The organism is Microbacterium sp. CH-015 (assembly GCF_049707015.1).
In the GTDB taxonomy this organism is placed as follows: domain Bacteria; phylum Actinomycetota; class Actinomycetes; order Actinomycetales; family Microbacteriaceae; genus Microbacterium; species Microbacterium aurum.
This window is the reverse complement of the sequence record NZ_JBNAFJ010000002.1, coordinates 241,595-256,940: the sequence shown is the minus strand read 5'-3', so window position 1 is coordinate 256,940 and position 15,346 is coordinate 241,595. Positions and strand designations below refer to the sequence as shown.

Annotated in this window: 17 protein-coding genes, 1 tRNA gene and 1 other RNA gene; 13 read left to right on the top strand and 6 right to left on the bottom strand. The window is 69.9% G+C overall.

All coding sequences use genetic code 11. The features are described from left to right. The first annotated feature begins 1 nt into the window (after position 1). Positions 2-874: a Ku protein gene (locus tag ACPYN4_RS06035; protein ID WP_424445887.1), complete on the top strand. Its 873-nt coding sequence runs from the start codon at positions 2-4 to the stop codon at positions 872-874. Position 875: 1 nt separating this feature from the next. On the opposite strand, the gene ACPYN4_RS06030 is transcribed toward ACPYN4_RS06035, so the two are convergent. The 3 genes from ACPYN4_RS06030 to ACPYN4_RS06020 form a co-directional block, all read right to left on the bottom strand. After that, positions 876-1,697 carry a DedA family protein gene (locus ACPYN4_RS06030; protein ID WP_424445886.1) on the bottom strand — a complete coding sequence of 274 codons (822 nt, stop codon included), beginning with the start codon at positions 1,695-1,697 and terminating at the stop codon, positions 876-878. Between the two features lie 66 nt (positions 1,698-1,763). Further along, positions 1,764-1,845: transfer RNA gene (locus ACPYN4_RS06025), tRNA-Leu, on the bottom strand. Positions 1,846-1,857: 12 nt separating this feature from the next. Further along, entirely contained in the window at positions 1,858-2,688 is an 831-nt protein-coding gene (locus ACPYN4_RS06020) for a formate/nitrite transporter family protein (protein WP_424445885.1), read from the bottom strand. An 87-nt stretch (positions 2,689-2,775) separates the two neighbouring features. Between ACPYN4_RS06020 and ACPYN4_RS06015 the strand changes: the two genes are divergently transcribed. Genes ACPYN4_RS06015 through ACPYN4_RS05985 form a run of 7 tightly spaced genes read left to right on the top strand, consistent with a single transcriptional unit; the run spans position 2,776 to position 7,367 of the window. Beyond that, positions 2,776-4,008 carry a CpaF family protein gene (locus tag ACPYN4_RS06015; protein WP_424445884.1) on the top strand — a complete coding sequence of 411 codons (1,233 nt, stop codon included), beginning with the start codon at positions 2,776-2,778 and terminating at the stop codon, positions 4,006-4,008. Then, positions 4,005-4,862 (top strand): type II secretion system F family protein, encoded by an 858-nt coding sequence (locus ACPYN4_RS06010; RefSeq protein ID WP_424445883.1) that lies wholly within the window; start codon positions 4,005-4,007, stop codon positions 4,860-4,862. The genes ACPYN4_RS06015 and ACPYN4_RS06010 overlap by 4 nt, the downstream gene beginning before the upstream one ends. Then, a complete protein-coding gene (locus ACPYN4_RS06005; protein ID WP_424445882.1) occupies positions 4,859-5,776 on the top strand; it encodes a type II secretion system F family protein in 918 nt (305 codons plus the stop codon). The genes ACPYN4_RS06010 and ACPYN4_RS06005 overlap by 4 nt, the downstream gene beginning before the upstream one ends. A gap of 54 nt (positions 5,777-5,830) precedes the next feature. Beyond that, positions 5,831-6,010 carry a hypothetical protein gene (locus ACPYN4_RS06000; RefSeq protein ID WP_076690502.1) on the top strand — a complete coding sequence of 60 codons (180 nt, stop codon included), beginning with the start codon at positions 5,831-5,833 and terminating at the stop codon, positions 6,008-6,010. Positions 6,011-6,044: 34 nt separating this feature from the next. After that, entirely contained in the window at positions 6,045-6,434 is a 390-nt protein-coding gene (locus ACPYN4_RS05995; protein WP_239280562.1) for a TadE/TadG family type IV pilus assembly protein, read from the top strand. After that, positions 6,418-6,948: a TadE family protein gene (locus tag ACPYN4_RS05990; protein WP_343224527.1), complete on the top strand. Its 531-nt coding sequence runs from the start codon at positions 6,418-6,420 to the stop codon at positions 6,946-6,948. Before ACPYN4_RS05995 ends, ACPYN4_RS05990 begins: the two co-directional genes overlap by 17 nt. 8 nt (positions 6,949-6,956) lie before the next feature. Further along, positions 6,957-7,367, top strand: coding sequence for a pilus assembly protein TadG-related protein (locus ACPYN4_RS05985; protein ID WP_239280564.1), 411 nt, complete (start codon positions 6,957-6,959; stop codon positions 7,365-7,367). Positions 7,368-7,410: 43 nt separating this feature from the next. Here the strand turns inward: ACPYN4_RS05985 and ACPYN4_RS05980 are convergent, their stop codons facing one another. Further along, the gene (locus tag ACPYN4_RS05980) at positions 7,411-8,649 is read right to left on the bottom strand and encodes an MFS transporter (RefSeq protein WP_239280673.1); all 1,239 of its coding nucleotides are present in this window, start codon (positions 8,647-8,649) and stop codon (positions 7,411-7,413) included. 61 nt (positions 8,650-8,710) lie between these two features. Between ACPYN4_RS05980 and prfB the strand changes: the two genes are divergently transcribed. Further along, on the top strand, positions 8,711-9,823 hold the full coding sequence (prfB, locus tag ACPYN4_RS05975) for a peptide chain release factor 2 (RefSeq protein ID WP_239280566.1): 1,113 nt from the start codon (positions 8,711-8,713) through the stop codon (positions 9,821-9,823). Positions 9,824-9,946: 123 nt separating this feature from the next. Here the strand turns inward: prfB and ACPYN4_RS05970 are convergent, their stop codons facing one another. Then, on the bottom strand, positions 9,947-10,600 hold the full coding sequence (locus ACPYN4_RS05970; protein ID WP_239280568.1) for a DUF5067 domain-containing protein: 654 nt from the start codon (positions 10,598-10,600) through the stop codon (positions 9,947-9,949). A 259-nt stretch (positions 10,601-10,859) separates the two neighbouring features. Between ACPYN4_RS05970 and ftsE the strand changes: the two genes are divergently transcribed. From ftsE to smpB, 3 genes are all read left to right on the top strand, one after another. Continuing rightward, positions 10,860-11,951, top strand: coding sequence for a cell division ATP-binding protein FtsE (ftsE, locus tag ACPYN4_RS05965; protein ID WP_424445881.1), 1,092 nt, complete (start codon positions 10,860-10,862; stop codon positions 11,949-11,951). Beyond that, positions 11,948-12,862 carry a permease-like cell division protein FtsX gene (ftsX, locus tag ACPYN4_RS05960; RefSeq protein WP_424445880.1) on the top strand — a complete coding sequence of 305 codons (915 nt, stop codon included), beginning with the start codon at positions 11,948-11,950 and terminating at the stop codon, positions 12,860-12,862. Before ftsE ends, ftsX begins: the two co-directional genes overlap by 4 nt. 83 nt (positions 12,863-12,945) lie before the next feature. Then, the gene (smpB, locus tag ACPYN4_RS05955; RefSeq protein ID WP_076690509.1) at positions 12,946-13,422 is read left to right on the top strand and encodes an SsrA-binding protein SmpB; all 477 of its coding nucleotides are present in this window, start codon (positions 12,946-12,948) and stop codon (positions 13,420-13,422) included. Between the two features lie 12 nt (positions 13,423-13,434). Here smpB and ACPYN4_RS05950 read toward each other — a convergent pair whose 3' ends face one another. Beyond that, positions 13,435-14,097 (bottom strand): SIMPL domain-containing protein, encoded by a 663-nt coding sequence (locus tag ACPYN4_RS05950; RefSeq protein ID WP_315549001.1) that lies wholly within the window; start codon positions 14,095-14,097, stop codon positions 13,435-13,437. A 100-nt stretch (positions 14,098-14,197) separates the two neighbouring features. On the opposite strand from ACPYN4_RS05950, the gene ssrA reads away from it, so the two are divergent. Then, positions 14,198-14,567: a transfer-messenger RNA gene (gene ssrA / locus ACPYN4_RS05945) on the top strand. The last annotated feature ends 779 nt before the right edge of the window (positions 14,568-15,346 follow it).

Sequence of the window (15,346 nt, the reverse complement as noted above, 5' to 3'; positions counted from 1 at the left end):
GATGAGAGCGATCTGGAAAGGCGCGCTGACCTTCGGCCTGGTGAACGTGCCCGTCAAGGTCTACTCCGCGACGGAGGATCACGACGTGCCGCTGCACCAGGTGCACGCGAGTGACGGCGGCCGCATCCGCTACCAGCGCATCTGCGAACTGGACGGCGAGGTCGTCCCGTACGCCGAGATCGACAAGGCCTACGACGACGGCGATCGCACCGTCGTGCTCACCGCCGACGACATCGCGTCCCTCCCCGCCGAGCGCTCCCGGGAGATCGAGGTGGTGGAGTTCGTGCCGACCGAGCAGATCGACCTGCTGACCCTCGACCGGGCGTACTACCTCGAACCCGACTCGGCCTCGCCCAAGGCGTACGTGCTGCTGCGCAAGACCCTGGAGCAGACCGAGCGCACCGCGATCGTGCGGTTCTCGCTGCGGCAGAAGACGCGGCTGGCCGCTCTGCGGGTCCGCGGCGACGTGCTGGTGCTGCAGACGCTGCTGTGGGCCGACGAGGTGCGCGAGGCCGCGTTCCCGGCGCTCGACGAGCCGGTGAAGATCTCCGCCAAGGAGCTCGAACTGTCGGCATCCCTCGTCGACAGCTTCTCGAGCGACTTCGAGCCCGACCAGTTCGTCGACGAGTACCAGCAGGAGTTGCGCACCCTCATCGACGCCAAGCTCGAGAAGGGCGACGCGCTCGACACCTCGGAGACGTTCGGCGAGAAGGCCGAGAAGGATGCCGGCGGCGAGGTCATCGACCTCATGGCGGCGCTGAAGGCCAGCGTCGAGCGCAGCCGCGCGGCGCGGGGTGGAGACACCGCGGAATCGGCGGCCAAGAGCGCGCCGAAGAAGGCGAAGCCGAAGTCGAAGGCGAAGAAGGCGTCCTGAATCAGGACGCCGCGTCGCCCCGGCGGCTGCGGCGGGTCTCGCCCTCCGCGGGAGGCGTCTCGAAGACCTCTGGGGCGAGCTCGTGCACGGCGGGGGTGGCCTCGAACGCGGTCGCCGGCAGGGTCAGGTCGGCTGCCGCCTCGGCATCCGTCTTCGCCGGCTCGCCGTCGGCGAGTTCCTTGCGCACCTCGCGGCGTTCTGCGAAATAGTGCCACAGGGTCACGAGCGCCGTCCCGCCGACCGCGGTCAGCAGGATGACGTCGATGTACTCCGTGACGATGTGCGCGACCCACGGGATGAAGGCGATGAGGTAGCCGACCATCGTGAGGCCGAAGCCCCACAGCATCGCACCGATGAGGTTGTACAGCGAGTAGCGGCGCCACGGCATGTGGCCGACGCCGGCGGCGACCGGCGCGAACGTGCGGACGATCGGGACGAACCGGGCGAGGATCACGGTGAGGCCGCCGTAGCGCTCGAAGAACGCGTTCGTGCGCTCGACGTTCTTGCGGCTGAACAGGCCCGATTCCTTGCGCTCGAACACCGCAGGGCCGCCCTTGTGGCCGATGAGGTAGCCGACCTCGCCGCCGACGAAGGCCGCCAGGGCGATGAGCAGGCACACGATCCAGATGTTGACGCTGAAGATGTCGTTGGTGTGCGTGAGCAGGCCCGAGATGATCAGCAGCGTGTCCCCGGGCAGCAGGAAGCCGACGAGCAGTCCCGTCTCGGCGAAGACGATGAAGCAGACCACCAGCAGTGCCCACGCGCCCGCGGCGTTGATGATCAGCTCAGGGTCGAGCCAGGGGATGAGGGCGAGAGAGTGCACGGAGTTCCCGTCGGTCGGTCATGCGGTCGGCGGCAGGGCCAGAAGAAGAGTACCCGCTGGTTCCCGTGCGGAAGGTGGGACTTGAACCCACACGCCCGAAGGCACAGGAACCTAAATCCTGCGTGTCTGCCGATTTCACCACTCCCGCGGAGCGTTCAGTCTATCCGGCGGCCGATACCCGCTCCGGGACGTCGTCGCGGAGAGCGGCGGCGGGCATCCGGGGCGAGCCGCCGATGATCCAGTAGCCGAGCCCGACGATGACGCCGCCGCCGACGAGGTTGCCGAGCCCCACCCAGAGCATGTTGCTCGCGAACAGCCCCAGCGTCGCGTTCGGGTCGCCGGTGAAGAGGCCGATGCCGTACGTCGTCATGTTGGCGACGACGTGCTCGAAGCCGGAGGAGATGAACGCCAGGATGGCCGCGAAGATGAGGAGGATCTTCGCGACGTCGGAGCGGACGCGCGCACACATCCAGATCGCGAGGCAGACGAGAAGATTACAGAGGATGCCGCGGACGAACAGCTGCAGCGGTTCTTCTTCGGCCTTGGCCGCGAGCATGTCTGCGATCATCGTGCCGGCGGGTGCGTTGGCGTGGAGCACACCCGAGGCGACGATGAGCGCCGCGAAGACGAGCGCGCCGACCAGATTGGCGACGAAGGTCGCGGCGAGGGCCCCCAGCGCGCGCCACGGTCCGATCGCCCGCATGAGGGCGCCCTGGGGGAGGATCATCATGGCGCTCGTCAGCAGGTCGGCGCCGGCGAAGACCACGAGCGTGAGTGCGACACCGAACACGAGGCCGGCCACGAGTTTCGCGAGACCGTCGCCGGCGGCGGCCAGTGGGCCGGCCGTGGAGACCATGAGCACGACGCCGACGCCGATGTAGGCGCCCGCCAGCATCCCGGAGACGAGGAACCGCCCAGGATGGCGGAGCGCCTGGACCTTGTGCACGGCGGCGCTCGCCTGGGCGTCGAGGGTTTCCGAGATGGTCAGCACCGTCCCAGTCTAGACTGTGGTCAGACCACACGGCAATGGCTGTGGATAAGTTGCCCGCGCTTGGCCGGTTCTTGTCAGGATGCCGGAGTGACGCCGTTCGCCGCTCCCACCCCCGCCGCCGTTCGCGGTGTCTCCGCGGCGGGCGCGGGGTCGTACGGAACAGCCGCGGGTTTCTCCCATGAGTCCGCCGCCGTGCAGACCGTCGCCGACCGGGTGCGCGATCGCCTCCGCGAGGAGCAGGCCGACCCCCTTCGCCATCCCGATCGGGCGCAGCAGGTGGCTTTCGCTGAGGTCCGCCGCCACAATGACTACGCGCTGGCACGCGGGCTCGACCTCATCGAGGACGAGGCGGCGTGCGTCCGGGACGTGCTCGCCCGGGTCACCGGCTTCGGCCCGCTGCAGGCGCTGCTGGAGGACCCCGAGGTCGAGGAGATCTGGATCAACGATCCCGCAACGGTGTACGTCGCACGCGCCGGTCGCAGCGAGCGCGTGCCCCTGCGGCTGAGCGACGAGGCTGTCCGCGACCTCGTGGAGAAAATGCTGCATGCGACGGGGCGGCGCGTCGATCTCAGCCAGCCCTTCGTTGACGCCTCGCTGCCGGACGGCAGTCGTCTTCATGTCGTCATCCCCGACATCACCCGCACCCATCTGGCGGTCAACATCCGCAAGTTCCTCGCCGCGCGCCGGACGCTCGACGACCTCGTGGCGGCCGGATCGCTGCCGGCCGCCGCCGCCGAGCTGCTGCGCGCAGCCATGGCTGAGGGCCGCAACGTCCTCGTCTCGGGCGCGACGCACGCGGGAAAGACGACGATGCTCGCGGCGCTGATCGGCGCGTGTCCGCCGGAGCAGCGGCTGATCACCGTCGAGGAGACGTTCGAGCTCGCCGTGCATGCGCCGGACATCGTCGCGCTGCAGGGGCGGCAGCCGAGCCTGGAGGGCACCGGCGCCGTGAGTCTGCGCCGGCTCGTGAAGGAGGCGCTGCGGATGCGGCCCGACCGGCTGATCGTCGGCGAGGTGCGCGATGCCGAGGCCCTGGATCTGCTGTTGGCGCTCCACACCGGGGTGCCCGGTGCCGCCACCATCCACGCGAACTCGGCCATAGACGCGCTGAGCCGGCTGGCGACGCTGCCGCTGCTGGCCGGGCGCAACATCGACGCCGGGTTTGTGCTGCCCGCGATCGCGACCGGCGTGGACCTCGTCGTTCACTGTCGACGAGCGGCCGACGGCAGCCGGTTCGTCGCGGAGATCGTGGAATCCACAGGTCGCGTCGTCGACGGTACGATCCAGACGAGGTCGGTGTACCGGCGGGCCGAGTCGTGACGATCGTCTGGGGTGCGGTGCTGGCCGCCGGCATCCTGCTGGTGGTCTCGCCGTGGCTCTGGCCGGCGGGAGTGCGCCGTGGCCACGCGGCGTCGGATGGGCGGGTGAACCGGATGCTGCAAGAGGCGGGCTTCGCGCACGCGCCCGCGGGGCGCCCGGTCCTCATCGCGATCGTGCTCGCCGCCGTCGGCGCCGCTGTGGCGTGGCTGGTCACCGGCCTCCCCGCGGTCGCGCTCGTCGCGGCCGTCGCGGCCGGCTGGAGCCCGTTCGCGTGGCTGCGCGCGCGGGGGCGCCGTCTGCGCCGCTCGCGGCGCGCGCTGTGGTCCGACGTGTGCGAGCTGCTGATCTCGTCCGCGCGCGCGGGCATGTCGCTGCCGGATGCGGTCTCCGCGCTCGCCGCGAACGGACCGCCGCCGCTCCGGGGCGCCTTCGCGCGGTTCGCCGCGGACATGGCGGCTTCGGGACACTTCGACTCCAGCGCGCTCCGGTTGAAGGCAGCGCTGGCCGACCCGGCATCCGATCGCATCATCGAGACGCTCCGGATGGCGCGACAGGTGGGTGGGACCGAGCTGGTCAGCGTGCTGCGTGCGCTCTCGGCATCCGTCCGCGCCGACGCGACGCTGCGCGCCGAGGTCGAGGCGCGGCAGTCGTGGGTGCGGGGTGCGGCGGTGGTCGGCGTCGTCGCGCCGTGGGTGGTGCTCGGCCTGCTCGCGATCCGCCCGGAGGGAGCGGCGGCGTACGCGACCGCGGGCGGCGTCATGGTCGTGCTGATCGGGGCCGCCGTCTCCGTCGTGGCGTACCGGCTGACGCTGCGGCTCGGCCGGCTCCCCGAACCGCAACGGTGGTTCGGATGAACCTCGTCAGCCTCGCCGCCTGCGCCGTCGTGCTCGGCACCGCGTTCGCCGCCGGAGTCCTCCTGGCCGCGGTGCGGGTGCCGCGGTGGTCCGCGCCGACGCTGTCGCGCCGCATCGCGCCGTACCTGCGGGACATCGCCGACCCGCGCGGGCTGACGCCGCTCGCGCCAATGCCCGTGTTCGGCACGTGGCGCGCGCTGCGCGACCGGATCGCGGCAGGATGGGGCGGCGGCGAGGCTCTCGCACGCCGACTGCGGCAGGCCGGGTGGGCGCCCGACGTCGTCGCGTTCCGCGCGACGCAGCTGGCCTGGGGTGTCGGCGGTCTCGCCGCAGGCGGGGTGCTCGCCGTGGCGTTCACCCTGGCCGGGCGTGGCGGACCCGTTCTCGCGCTGCTGCCGCCGCTACTGGCCGTCGCGGGACTCGTGGGGTGGGATCATCGGCTCAGCCGGGCGGCGCGGCGCCGCACCGCGCGAGTGGAGGAAGAGCTTCCGACCGTGTTGGAGTTCCTCTCGCTGTGCCTGGCGGCCGGTGAGGGTCTGCGCGACGCGCTGCGCCGCGTCGGCGACGTCGGCTCGGGCGAGCTCACGGCGGAGCTCCGCGGGGCGGTGCTCGCCAGCGGCACCGGGTCGAGCCTTCCGGACGCGCTGCTTGCCGTTGCGAAGGCGCTCGACGTGCCGGCGCTGTCCCGAGCGATCGAGCACCTCGTCGCGGCGATGGACCGCGGCGCCCCGCTCGCGCACGTCCTGCAGGATCAGGCCGTCGACGCCCGCGAGGACGCCAAGCGGGCGCTCATCGAGGCGGCGGGCCGGAAGGAGATCCTGATGCTCCTGCCCTTGGTGTTCCTCATCCTGCCGCTGTCGGTCCTTTTCGCCGTGTTCCCGGGCATCGTGATGCTCCGGCTCGGCCTGGGCTGACCCGCCTGTGGATAACTTGCGCGGCGCCGGACGGATTCGCGCACACTGCGGGGTATGAGAAAGGCAATCCGCTGGATCGTCCGCGACGTCGTCGACGACGAGACCGGAGATGTCCCGGGATGGGTTTTGGTCACGTTGATGACCGCCGGCCTCGTGGTCGCGATCTGGACTCTCGCCGGGCCCGCGCTCGCGGACTTGTTCGAGCAGGCGCTGGAGCGCGTGTCGGGCTTCTGACCTCACGCGATCGGACGAGGGTGTGAGCGGGACGATGCGACGGCTGCGAGACGACGATGACGGCTCCAGTGCCGTCGAGTTCGTCCTCGTCGGGACGCTCTTGACCCTGCTGACGCTCGCCGTGCTGCAGCTGGCGCTCGCGGTCTACATCCGCAACGTCGTCCACGACGCCGCCGTCGAGGGGGCGTACCACGGCGCACTCGCCGATACCGACGCCGCCGCCGGCGCCGCGCGCACGGCAGCGCTGATCTCGACGGCCGTGGGCGGGGTGCTGGATGCCGAGGTCAGCGCAGCCGACACCGACGGCGGCCGCGGCGCAGAGGTGGAGGTCACCGTCGTCGCGACCCTGCCCCTCATCGGGCTGCTCGGCGTGCCCGGTGGAATGGAGGTGACCGCGCGTGCCCCGCGTGAGAGCTTCGACTGACGCCGGCGCGATCGCCGACCACGGAGGCGGCGTCCGCCCCCGCAGCGACGCCGTGGCTGACGGGGGAGTGGAAACCGGTCTCGCCGGGGACGCCGGGTCGGCGGCGCTCGAGTTCATCCTCGTCGGCCTCGTGCTGCTCGTCCCGATCGTCTACCTGATCGTGGCGCTCGGCGCGATCCAGGGCCAATCACTGGGGGTCGAGACCGGTGCCCGTCAGATCGCCCGGACCATCGCGTCGGCGCCCGACCCGGTCACCGCCGACCAGCGTGCCGAGCGGGTTCTCGCCGCGATCGTCACGGAATATGGGCTGGATCCGAGCGCCGTCGACGTCGACGTCCGCTGCGCCGACACGTCCCCCGACTGTCCGGCCGCGGGCGCCCTGCTCTCGGTCACCGTGCGCACCGAGATCCCGTTGCCGCTCGTCCCCCCGATCCTGGGCCTGGATCAGCTCGCGCGCGTCCCGGTCGAGGCGACCTCGGTGCAGAAGGTCTCGCGTTTCTGGGTGGAACCGTGAGTGGGCCGGTGCGCTCTACGGCGGACGACGAGGGGAGCGTGCTGCTGCTCACGCTCGGCTACGCGATCCTCGCGCTCGTGCTGGTGCTCGTCTGCGTCGACGCCACGAGCCTGTATCTCACGCAGAAGCGGGCGGATGCCGCGGCCGACGCCGCCGCGCTCGCGGGCGCCGACGGCTTCATCCTCACCGTCACCGCAGGTGGCGCGACCGCGGAGCTCACCGACGCCGGCGTCGCCGCGCAGGCGGCCGAGCTGCTCGCGGCGACCGGCACCGCCACGCTCGTGAGCGCGGGCACTCCCGACGGGACGTCCGCGGAGGTCACGGTGCAGACGCAATGGCATCCACCGGTGCTGACGCTGTTCGTCCCGGACGGATGGACGCTGCAGGCGACGGCCACGAGCCGCACCGCCCTGCGCTGAACCGCCCGGCCCGGAACTGCGCCCGGAAAGCAGACGTGTCATGTCAGCGGGCGCGCGGCACGAAGCGCGGCACCCACCGGACGAACGCGACGGCGCCGGCCAGTCCGATGACACCGACGACGGCTGTTGCCGCCGACAGCGACAGCGCCGCGGCGATCGCCGAGACGAGAAGCGGGGACAGCGCGCCGCCGGCATCCGTCAACGTCCGCCACGACCCGAGGAACGGTGCGGGATCGTCCTGGGGTGCGACGTCCGCGCCGAGGGTGAGGAGGATGCCGCTGGACAGCCCGTTGCCGACCCCCAGGACCGCGGCGAACAGCGCGAACCACATCGCGGCGGCGTCGAGGTCGTGCGTCACCGAGAGCGCGAGGAAGCCGGCGCCCATCAGCACCATCGCGGGCAGCGCCGCCCACAGCCGGCCGAAGCGGTCCATGACCTGGCCGCTCGCGTAGAACAGGGCGAAGTCGATCGCTCCCGACACGCCGACGACGAGCGCGATAGTCTGCGCGTCCAACCCGATCGAGACGCCCCACAGCGGCAGGACGACCTGGCGGGCGGAACGGACGGCGGAGAGGGATGCCGCGGCGAGCCCGAGCCGTGACAGCACGCCCCGATGGCGCCACATCGTGCGGAACACGCCGACACGACCCGGCACCGGGATGGCCCCCGTGACGACCTCACCGGTGTCCTCGCTGAGGCGGGCATCCCGCGCTGCCGGCATCGCGACCTGCGTCTCCGGGTCGGGGCCCAGCACGACGAGGGCGACGGTGGCGACGAGGCACCCGCCGAAGAACCACACGGTCGCGTGCTCGTCGCCGAAGATCGCGAGCAGGACGGCGGCGATGAACGGTCCGACGAACATGCCGAGGCGGAACGTCCCGCCCAAAAGCGACAGAGCGCGGGCGCGGAACGCCAGCGGCACGCGTGTCGTCATGAACGAGTGGCGCGCGAGGCCGAAGGCCGCGGCGCAGAAGCCGATGAGGAACACCGCGGCCGCGAGCACCGGCAGGCTCGGAGCGAGGAGCAGCCCGGCGACGCCCGCCAGGGCGAGCACACCGCCGCCGGCCATCGTCACCCGTTCGCCGACGCGGGCCACCGCCCACCCGGCGGGGATGTTGCCGCAGAGCTGACCGACGACCAGCGCCGCCGCGACGAGGGCCGCGGTGGGGACGTCGGCCCCGAGCTCGGCCGCGATCACCGGGAGCAGCGGCACGACGGCGCCCTCGCCGAGGGCGAACAGCACCGTGGGGCCGTAGATCATCGGCGCGAGGCGCCACAGCATCCGCCCCATCTCGGGCTCGGGATCGGCGGTGCTCACCCGGTTCACGTTAGTCTGGACTGTCATGCTTGATTTCGATCCTTCCGCCGACATCCAGGCCCTCCGCTCCACCTTCGCCGACATCCAGGCGGTGGTCGACGTCGAGGGTCTCCGTGCGGAGATCGCGCGCCTGTCCGAGGAGGCCGGCGCACCCGATCTCTGGGACGACGTCGAGAAAGCGCAGAAGGTCACGAGCGCGCTCAGCCATCGCCAGGCCGACCTCAAGCGCGTCACCGACGTCGAGCAGCGTCTCGACGACCTCGATGTGCTGGTCGAGCTCGCGCAGGAGATGGACGACGAGGACACCGCCGACGAGGCGCGCAAGGAGATCGCCGAGCTTCAGGACGTCATCGGCCAGCTCGAGGTGCAGACCCTCCTCGACGGCGAATACGACGATCGGCCCGCGGTCGTCACGATCCGCTCCGGCGCCGGCGGCGACGACGCCACCGACTTCGCCGAGATGCTGCTGCGCATGTACCTGCGCTGGGCCGAGCGTCACAAGTACGCCGTCAAGGTGATGGACACGTCGTACGCGGAGGGTGCCGGCATCAAGTCCGCGACCTTCGAGGTCGATGCCCCGTACGCGTACGGCACGCTGTCGGTCGAGGCCGGCACCCACCGCCTCGCCCGCATCAGCCCGTTCGGCGGTGCCGACAAGCGGCAGACCTCCTTCGCGGCTGTCGAGGTGATCCCCGCGCTCGAGGAGGCCGTCGAGGTCGAGGTTCCCGAGAGCGACATCCGCGTCGATGTGTTCCGGTCATCGGGCCCCGGCGGGCAGTCCGTCAACACGACCGACTCCGCCGTGCGCATCACCCACCTGCCGACGGGTCTCGTCGTCTCCATGCAGAACGAGAAGAGCCAGATCCAGAACCGCGCCGCCGCGATGCGCGTGCTGCAGACGCGCCTGCTGCTGCTCAAGCGCGAGGAGGAGGCCGCGAAGAAGAAGGAGCTCGCCGGTACCATCACCGCGAGCTGGGGCGACCAGATGCGCTCGTACTTCCTCTACGGCCAGCAGCTGGTCAAGGATCTGCGCACCGGATACGAGGTCGGCAACCCCGCCGTCGTGTTCGACGGCGATCTCGACGGCCTCATCGCGGCCGGCATCCGCTGGCGCAAGCGCAAAGACGACGACGACTGATCCGGCGCGGCGCGCCATCTGTTCACGCAGATCGGGCGGCCTCGCACTCACGACTTCGTCGTGGAACAGGCCGCCCGATCAGCGTGCAGAGGTAGTTGCTACACCGTGAACGTGCAGAGGTAGTTACTGCACCGTGAAGCTCTTGGTGGCAAGCAGCGTGTCGTCGAAGCTGAACAGCTCGCTGACCTCGACAGTGACCTCGGAAGTGCTGGTCAGCGAGTAGGCCAGTTGAGCGGTTGTCGTGGCGCCAGGCTTCACGTCGTTCATCGTCGAGCCGGAGTCCACGCTGCCGTCCGAGACGATGGCGAGGTCGAGTTCCACGCCGTCCTGGAAGGCCTTCGCGGATGTCGCCACCAGGAAGCTGGCATCCTTCTCGCTGTTGTTCGTGAAGGTGTAGTTGACCACCAGAGCCGGCTTTCCCTCGTAGTCAGTCGTCTGGGTGGCGCTGTCGATGGTGACTACATAGTCTGCCGATCCGGACTCGGCCTCGTCGTCATCGGGGGTGACACCCGCCGTTTCCGTGGCCACCGGTGTGGACGGCGTCGTGCCGCCGCCTCCGAACGCTTCATTGGCTGCATTCGCGACCAACGAGAAGAAGACGACGAAGCCGACGATAGTGCCGACGACCGCGAGGATGAGCCCGACCAGGGCGGGCCACTTCTTACCTTTCAGAAAGAGTGCGACCAGCGACAGGATGAACGCGATGGGTAGCAGGATCCACCCAACGATGAGTGCACCCGGGATGCACGCGAAGATGAATCCGACGGCAGCGGTCACCAACGCCACGATGCTGAGGGCGTGCGGCTTGAGGGGAGCGACGGCGAGCGGAGCTTCCCCGCTAATCGGGGAGTTCGGGGGAGTTGTTGTCATGGTGCGTGTCCTGTGAGTTGTGGCTCTGATGAGAGATTTCTCATTTAGGCTTATGGTACAAGCGCCCGGGTGTGCTCGATCTCACGCGACCGCGGACAACAGATGGCGCGGCGCCGGGGGTGTCGCACCCGGCATCCGCGGCGCCCACGCTTAGGCTCGACAGGTCATGATCCGGTTCGAGCACGTCACCAAGAAATACCGCGGGACCAGCAAGCCGGCGCTGAGCGACGTCGACTTCGAGGTGCAGCGCGGAGAGTTCGTCTTCCTCGTCGGCGCGTCGGGCTCGGGGAAGTCCTCCTGCCTGCGGCTGATCCTCCGCGAAGACAATCCGAGCGACGGCCGTGTCGTGGTGCTCGGGCGAGATCTGCGGACCCTTTCCACCCGCAAGGTCCCCTACTTCCGCCGCCACATCGGCTCGGTGTTCCAGGATTTCCGCCTGCTGCCGAACAAGACCGTCTTCCAGAACGTCGCGTTCACGCTGCAGGTCATCGGCTCGTCCCGCGCGTTCATCCAGCAGGCGGTCCCGGAGGTGCTCGCCCTGGTCGGCCTGGAAGGCAAGCAGAAGCGACTGCCGCACGAGCTCTCCGGCGGTGAGCAGCAGCGCGTCGCGATCGCCCGCGCGCTCGTCAACCGCCCGCAGATCCTCCTCGCCGACGAGCCGACCGGCAACCTCGACCCCGCCACGTCGGTGGACATCATGCAGCTGCTGGCTCGCATCAACGCCGGCGGCACGACCGTCGTGATGGCCACCCACGAGGCCGGATTCGTCGATCAGATGAAGCGCCGCGTGATCGAGCTGCGCGGCGGCGTCATGGTCCGCGACGATCGTCACGGCGGCTACGGCGACACCTCCGCGATCCCGAGCCTCACGCCCCAGGTGGAGAGGGGCGCGGCCGCGACGGCCGCTCTCACCGCGGTCCTCGAGCTGCAGCGGCAGATCGCGTCCGCTCCGGTCCAGCCCGTCCCCGTGCTCACCGAGCCGGCGACGGATGCCGGGACCCCGGCATCCACGCCGGCGCGCCCCGCTGCCTCCGCCGCGACCGACGTCCCGGCCGCGCGGGAGGCACCGTCCCCGGCCCCAGCCCAGGCGCTGGCCCCGGTCCCGGCCGAGCCCGCGCCGCTCACGCGACCGATCGCCATCGACGCCCCCGAGGTCGACCTCGGCGAGCTCGGTCTCGGTGACATCGACCTCGGAAAGCTCGGCGTCGCCGATCGGCTCGATGAACGGCAGGACGACGAAGTGGGGCCGACCTCATGAGGGCGGGACTGATCCTCTCCGAAGCGCTGACAGGACTGCGCCGCAACGCGTCGATGGTCATCTCGGTGATCCTCGTCACATTCGTCTCGCTGACCTTCGTGGGCGCCGCGATGCTGATGCAGATGCAGATCGGCAAGATGAGCGCCTACTGGGCCGAGCGCGCGCAGGTCTCGATCGTGATGTGCCGCGATGACTCCACCGTGACCACGTGCGCCGAGGGTGCGGCGACGCAGGAGCAGCTCGACGAGGTCGCCACGCGACTGGCGAGCCCGGCGCTGGCCGACATCGTGCGCGACGTTCGGTTCGAGTCGGCCGACGAGGCGTACGAGAACCTCCTGAAGCTCTACGGCGACGAGTACAAGGACTACGTCACCCCGGCTCAGCTGGGGGAGACGTACTGGGTGGGCCTCGTCGACCCGGGTAAGTCCGACGTGATCACCGAGGCGTTCAACGGCATGACCGGCGTCGAGGGCGTGAAGAATCAGATGCAGTACCTCGAGCCGCTGTTCTCGGCGCTCACGGTCGCGACCTACATCGCGGTCGGCATCGCCGTCCTCATGCTCATCGCGGCGGTCCTGCTCATCGCGACGACCATCCGGCTGTCCGCCTACGCGCGCCGCAGAGAGGTCGGCATCATGCGCCTGGTCGGCGCGTCCAACCGCTTCATCCAGACGCCGTTCATCCTCGAGGGCGTCTTCGCGGCGTTGATCGGTTCGCTTCTGGCCGGCGCGGTGATCGTGCTGGGCGTGCACTTCGGCGTGGGGCAGTACCTCCACGACCGGGTCACCTTCATCACGGACTGGGTGGGGATGTCGGATGCCGCGATGGTCATCCCCGTCATCATCATCATCGGGCTGGTGCTCGCCGCGTTGTCGGCGGGCTTCGCGATCCGCCGCTGGCTGCGCGCCTGATCCCGGCGGCACGATAGACTGACGGGCTGCCGCGACCGCGGCATCCGTCGATACACGGGTTCAGGCCCGGAGGAGTCCGCACAATGCCCAGGGAACGCGGGGAGAAGGTCGTCGCGACCAACCGTCGCGCACGTCACGAGTACGCCATCGAGAAGACGTACGAGGCGGGACTCGTGCTCACCGGGACCGAGGTGAAGTCGCTGCGGGAAGGCCGGGCCAACCTCAATGACGGGTACGCGTACATCGACGGCGGACAGGCGTTCCTCGACGCCGTGCACATCCCGGAGTACGCGCAGGGGCACTGGACGAACCACTCCTCCAAGCGCACACGCAAGCTGCTGCTGCACAAGGAGGAGATCATCAAGCTCTCCCACGCCATCAGCGCGGGCGGGTACACCCTCGTGCCCCTGAAGCTCTACTTCTCCGATGGACGCGCCAAGGTGGAGATCGCGGTCGCGAAGGGCAAGCGCGAGTACGAGAAGCGTCAGACGATCCGCGAGCGTGAGGACAAGCGCGAGGCCGAGCGGGCCATGCGCAGCCGAAACCGCCTCGGCGAGTGACGCGCCGCGCCGTCAGCTCGCGGTGAAGCGGGCCTCGACGGCCGCGGTGACGACGATGTCGTCGGGGCGGAAGTCGACGGCCGGCGGCGCCGCGTCGGCTGCCGTCGCCGCGCGCGCGAACATGCGCGGGGCGGGCTGTTCCGGCCGGTGTTCGCCGAGCAGTCCCAGATCGGCGATCTCGATCGGGACGACCGTCGTGCGGCCCAGCGCGCTCGCGTAGGCGATGGCACGCTCGACGGCGACCGCGACGGCATCCGTCGCCACCTCGCGTTCGACCCGTGCGCGCGTCTCGGGGGTGAGTTGCCAGTCGACGGCGCCGACCTGCAGGCCCTCCGTCGCCGCGATGCCGTTCAGCCAGTCGGAGAGCGCCAGGACGTCGGTGAAGGTCGCGGTGACCTCGACCGAGGCGTGGTGGACGAGGTCGAGCTGGCGTCCCTCGTTGTTCCACGGCCGATCCGCCCAGACCGAGATGCGCTGGCTCGCCCAGTCGGCGACGGTCCCGGCCGCCTTGCGCGCGTCGAGGTCGGCGCGCACCGGCCCGGCGAGGGCGGCGAGGCGCTCGACGACGCCGCCGCGGTCGGGGCCGTCGAGCGAGGCCGTCACCTGGGCGACGGCGCGTTCGGGGGCGAGGAGGGTCTGGCTCTCGCCGCGGACGGTGATGATCACGTCGGTCATACGCTAAACTGTAATGCTCGGGTGCCTGCGGCTCCCGAGGACAACTCCACAGGGTGACAGTGGCTCGATTCGCCGCCGGACCACATGGTCCGAGGCTCCAGGGGCTGATCGGTTTCGACAGCGTCTGTGAATCTGCGAGAAGCGGGCCGAGGATGCAGGGTTATCTCGTAAACGATCTCTGCGAAACAATAAGTGCCGATGCAAAGCGCACTGACTTCGCCCTCGCTGCCTAAGCGAGCCCGATAGTCCGTCAGACCGTAGGTGATCCCGCTACGGACCCTGGCGTCATCTAGGGATCTTGCCGCGTGACGGGGCCTCGACGTCACGCGGGACTCTTCTGAGGCTGGGCTCGTCGACTTAGGTGTCTGTGACAAAGGTCGGAGCCGAGCAGAACGTCTCTACAGACTGCGCCCGGAGAAGACGCAGTATCGCAGCGTTGGACGGGGGTTCGATTCCCCCCAGCTCCACCATAGGAGGCTTACTCGAAACAGCACCTGCTGCAGAGCTGGTGAAGAGTGAGCTCCAGGCCGTTGTCGCCACTGTTGAGTTGTCTGCAAAGAGACCGCCCTTCGGGGCGGTCTCTTTGTCTTTGGCGGGGACGGTGCGGCCCTGGCTCCGGGCGAACGCGGCGGCGAAGTGCCGCCGGATGGCGTCCTGGTCGAGGCCGCGGGTCGCGGCCTGGTAGGCGGCTTCGGTGGCGAACAGTTGGGCGTGGGGTTCGGTGAGGCGGCTGCCGACCACGTCCTCGTCGGTGATGTAGATCGCGCCGAACACGGCTTGGTTGAGACGCCGCCGTACTTCGTCGGAGGTGTCCTTGTACAGCTCGTGCGGATTCTCCAGCAGGCTCAGCTGTGCATTGAGGTACTGCGCGCCCGCGGTCAGGTCGACCGCGACCGCATCGCGCTGGGCGACGAGACGCTCGCGTTCCTGTCCGATCTTCCGCAGCCGTGTTTTGATCTTGGTGGAGGCGACGGTGCCGTCGGCGGCGAGGTCGAGGAGGTTCTCTTCTTGCACGTCGAGCGCGTCGAGCTGGCCGTCGAGTTGCTTCTTGAGGAGCCGTTGGGCTTCGTCCTGGCTGCCGAGGGTGTCGGACATGAGCGCACGGAAGCCGCGGAGGAATTCGGGCGTGTACCGCTTGGTCTTGTAGTGGCGCTCGACAGCGTCTTCGACCCGGTAGAGGTTGTGGTGCGGGCTGGTGCAGGTGCCGTCTTTGGTGCCGGGGCAGAAGTAGTAGAAGTACTCCTGACCG

Coding starts and splice junctions, on each gene's coding strand:
- ACPYN4_RS06000 (WP_076690502.1), top strand. CDS start 5,831: ATGAGAAAGGCAATCCGCTGGATCGTCCGCGACGTCGTCGACGACGAG.
- ACPYN4_RS05995 (WP_239280562.1), top strand. CDS start 6,045: ATGCGACGGCTGCGAGACGACGATGACGGCTCCAGTGCCGTCGAGTTC.
- ftsX (WP_424445880.1), top strand. CDS start 11,948: ATGAGGGCGGGACTGATCCTCTCCGAAGCGCTGACAGGACTGCGCCGC.
- smpB (WP_076690509.1), top strand. CDS start 12,946: ATGCCCAGGGAACGCGGGGAGAAGGTCGTCGCGACCAACCGTCGCGCA.
- ftsE (WP_424445881.1), top strand. CDS start 10,860: ATGATCCGGTTCGAGCACGTCACCAAGAAATACCGCGGGACCAGCAAG.
- ACPYN4_RS05950 (WP_315549001.1), bottom strand. CDS start 14,097: ATGACCGACGTGATCATCACCGTCCGCGGCGAGAGCCAGACCCTCCTC.
- ACPYN4_RS06035 (WP_424445887.1), top strand. CDS start 2: ATGAGAGCGATCTGGAAAGGCGCGCTGACCTTCGGCCTGGTGAACGTG.
- ACPYN4_RS06005 (WP_424445882.1), top strand. CDS start 4,859: ATGAACCTCGTCAGCCTCGCCGCCTGCGCCGTCGTGCTCGGCACCGCG.
- ACPYN4_RS05980 (WP_239280673.1), bottom strand. CDS start 8,649: ATGCTGTGGCGCCTCGCGCCGATGATCTACGGCCCCACGGTGCTGTTC.
- prfB (WP_239280566.1), top strand. CDS start 8,711: ATGCTTGATTTCGATCCTTCCGCCGACATCCAGGCCCTCCGCTCCACC.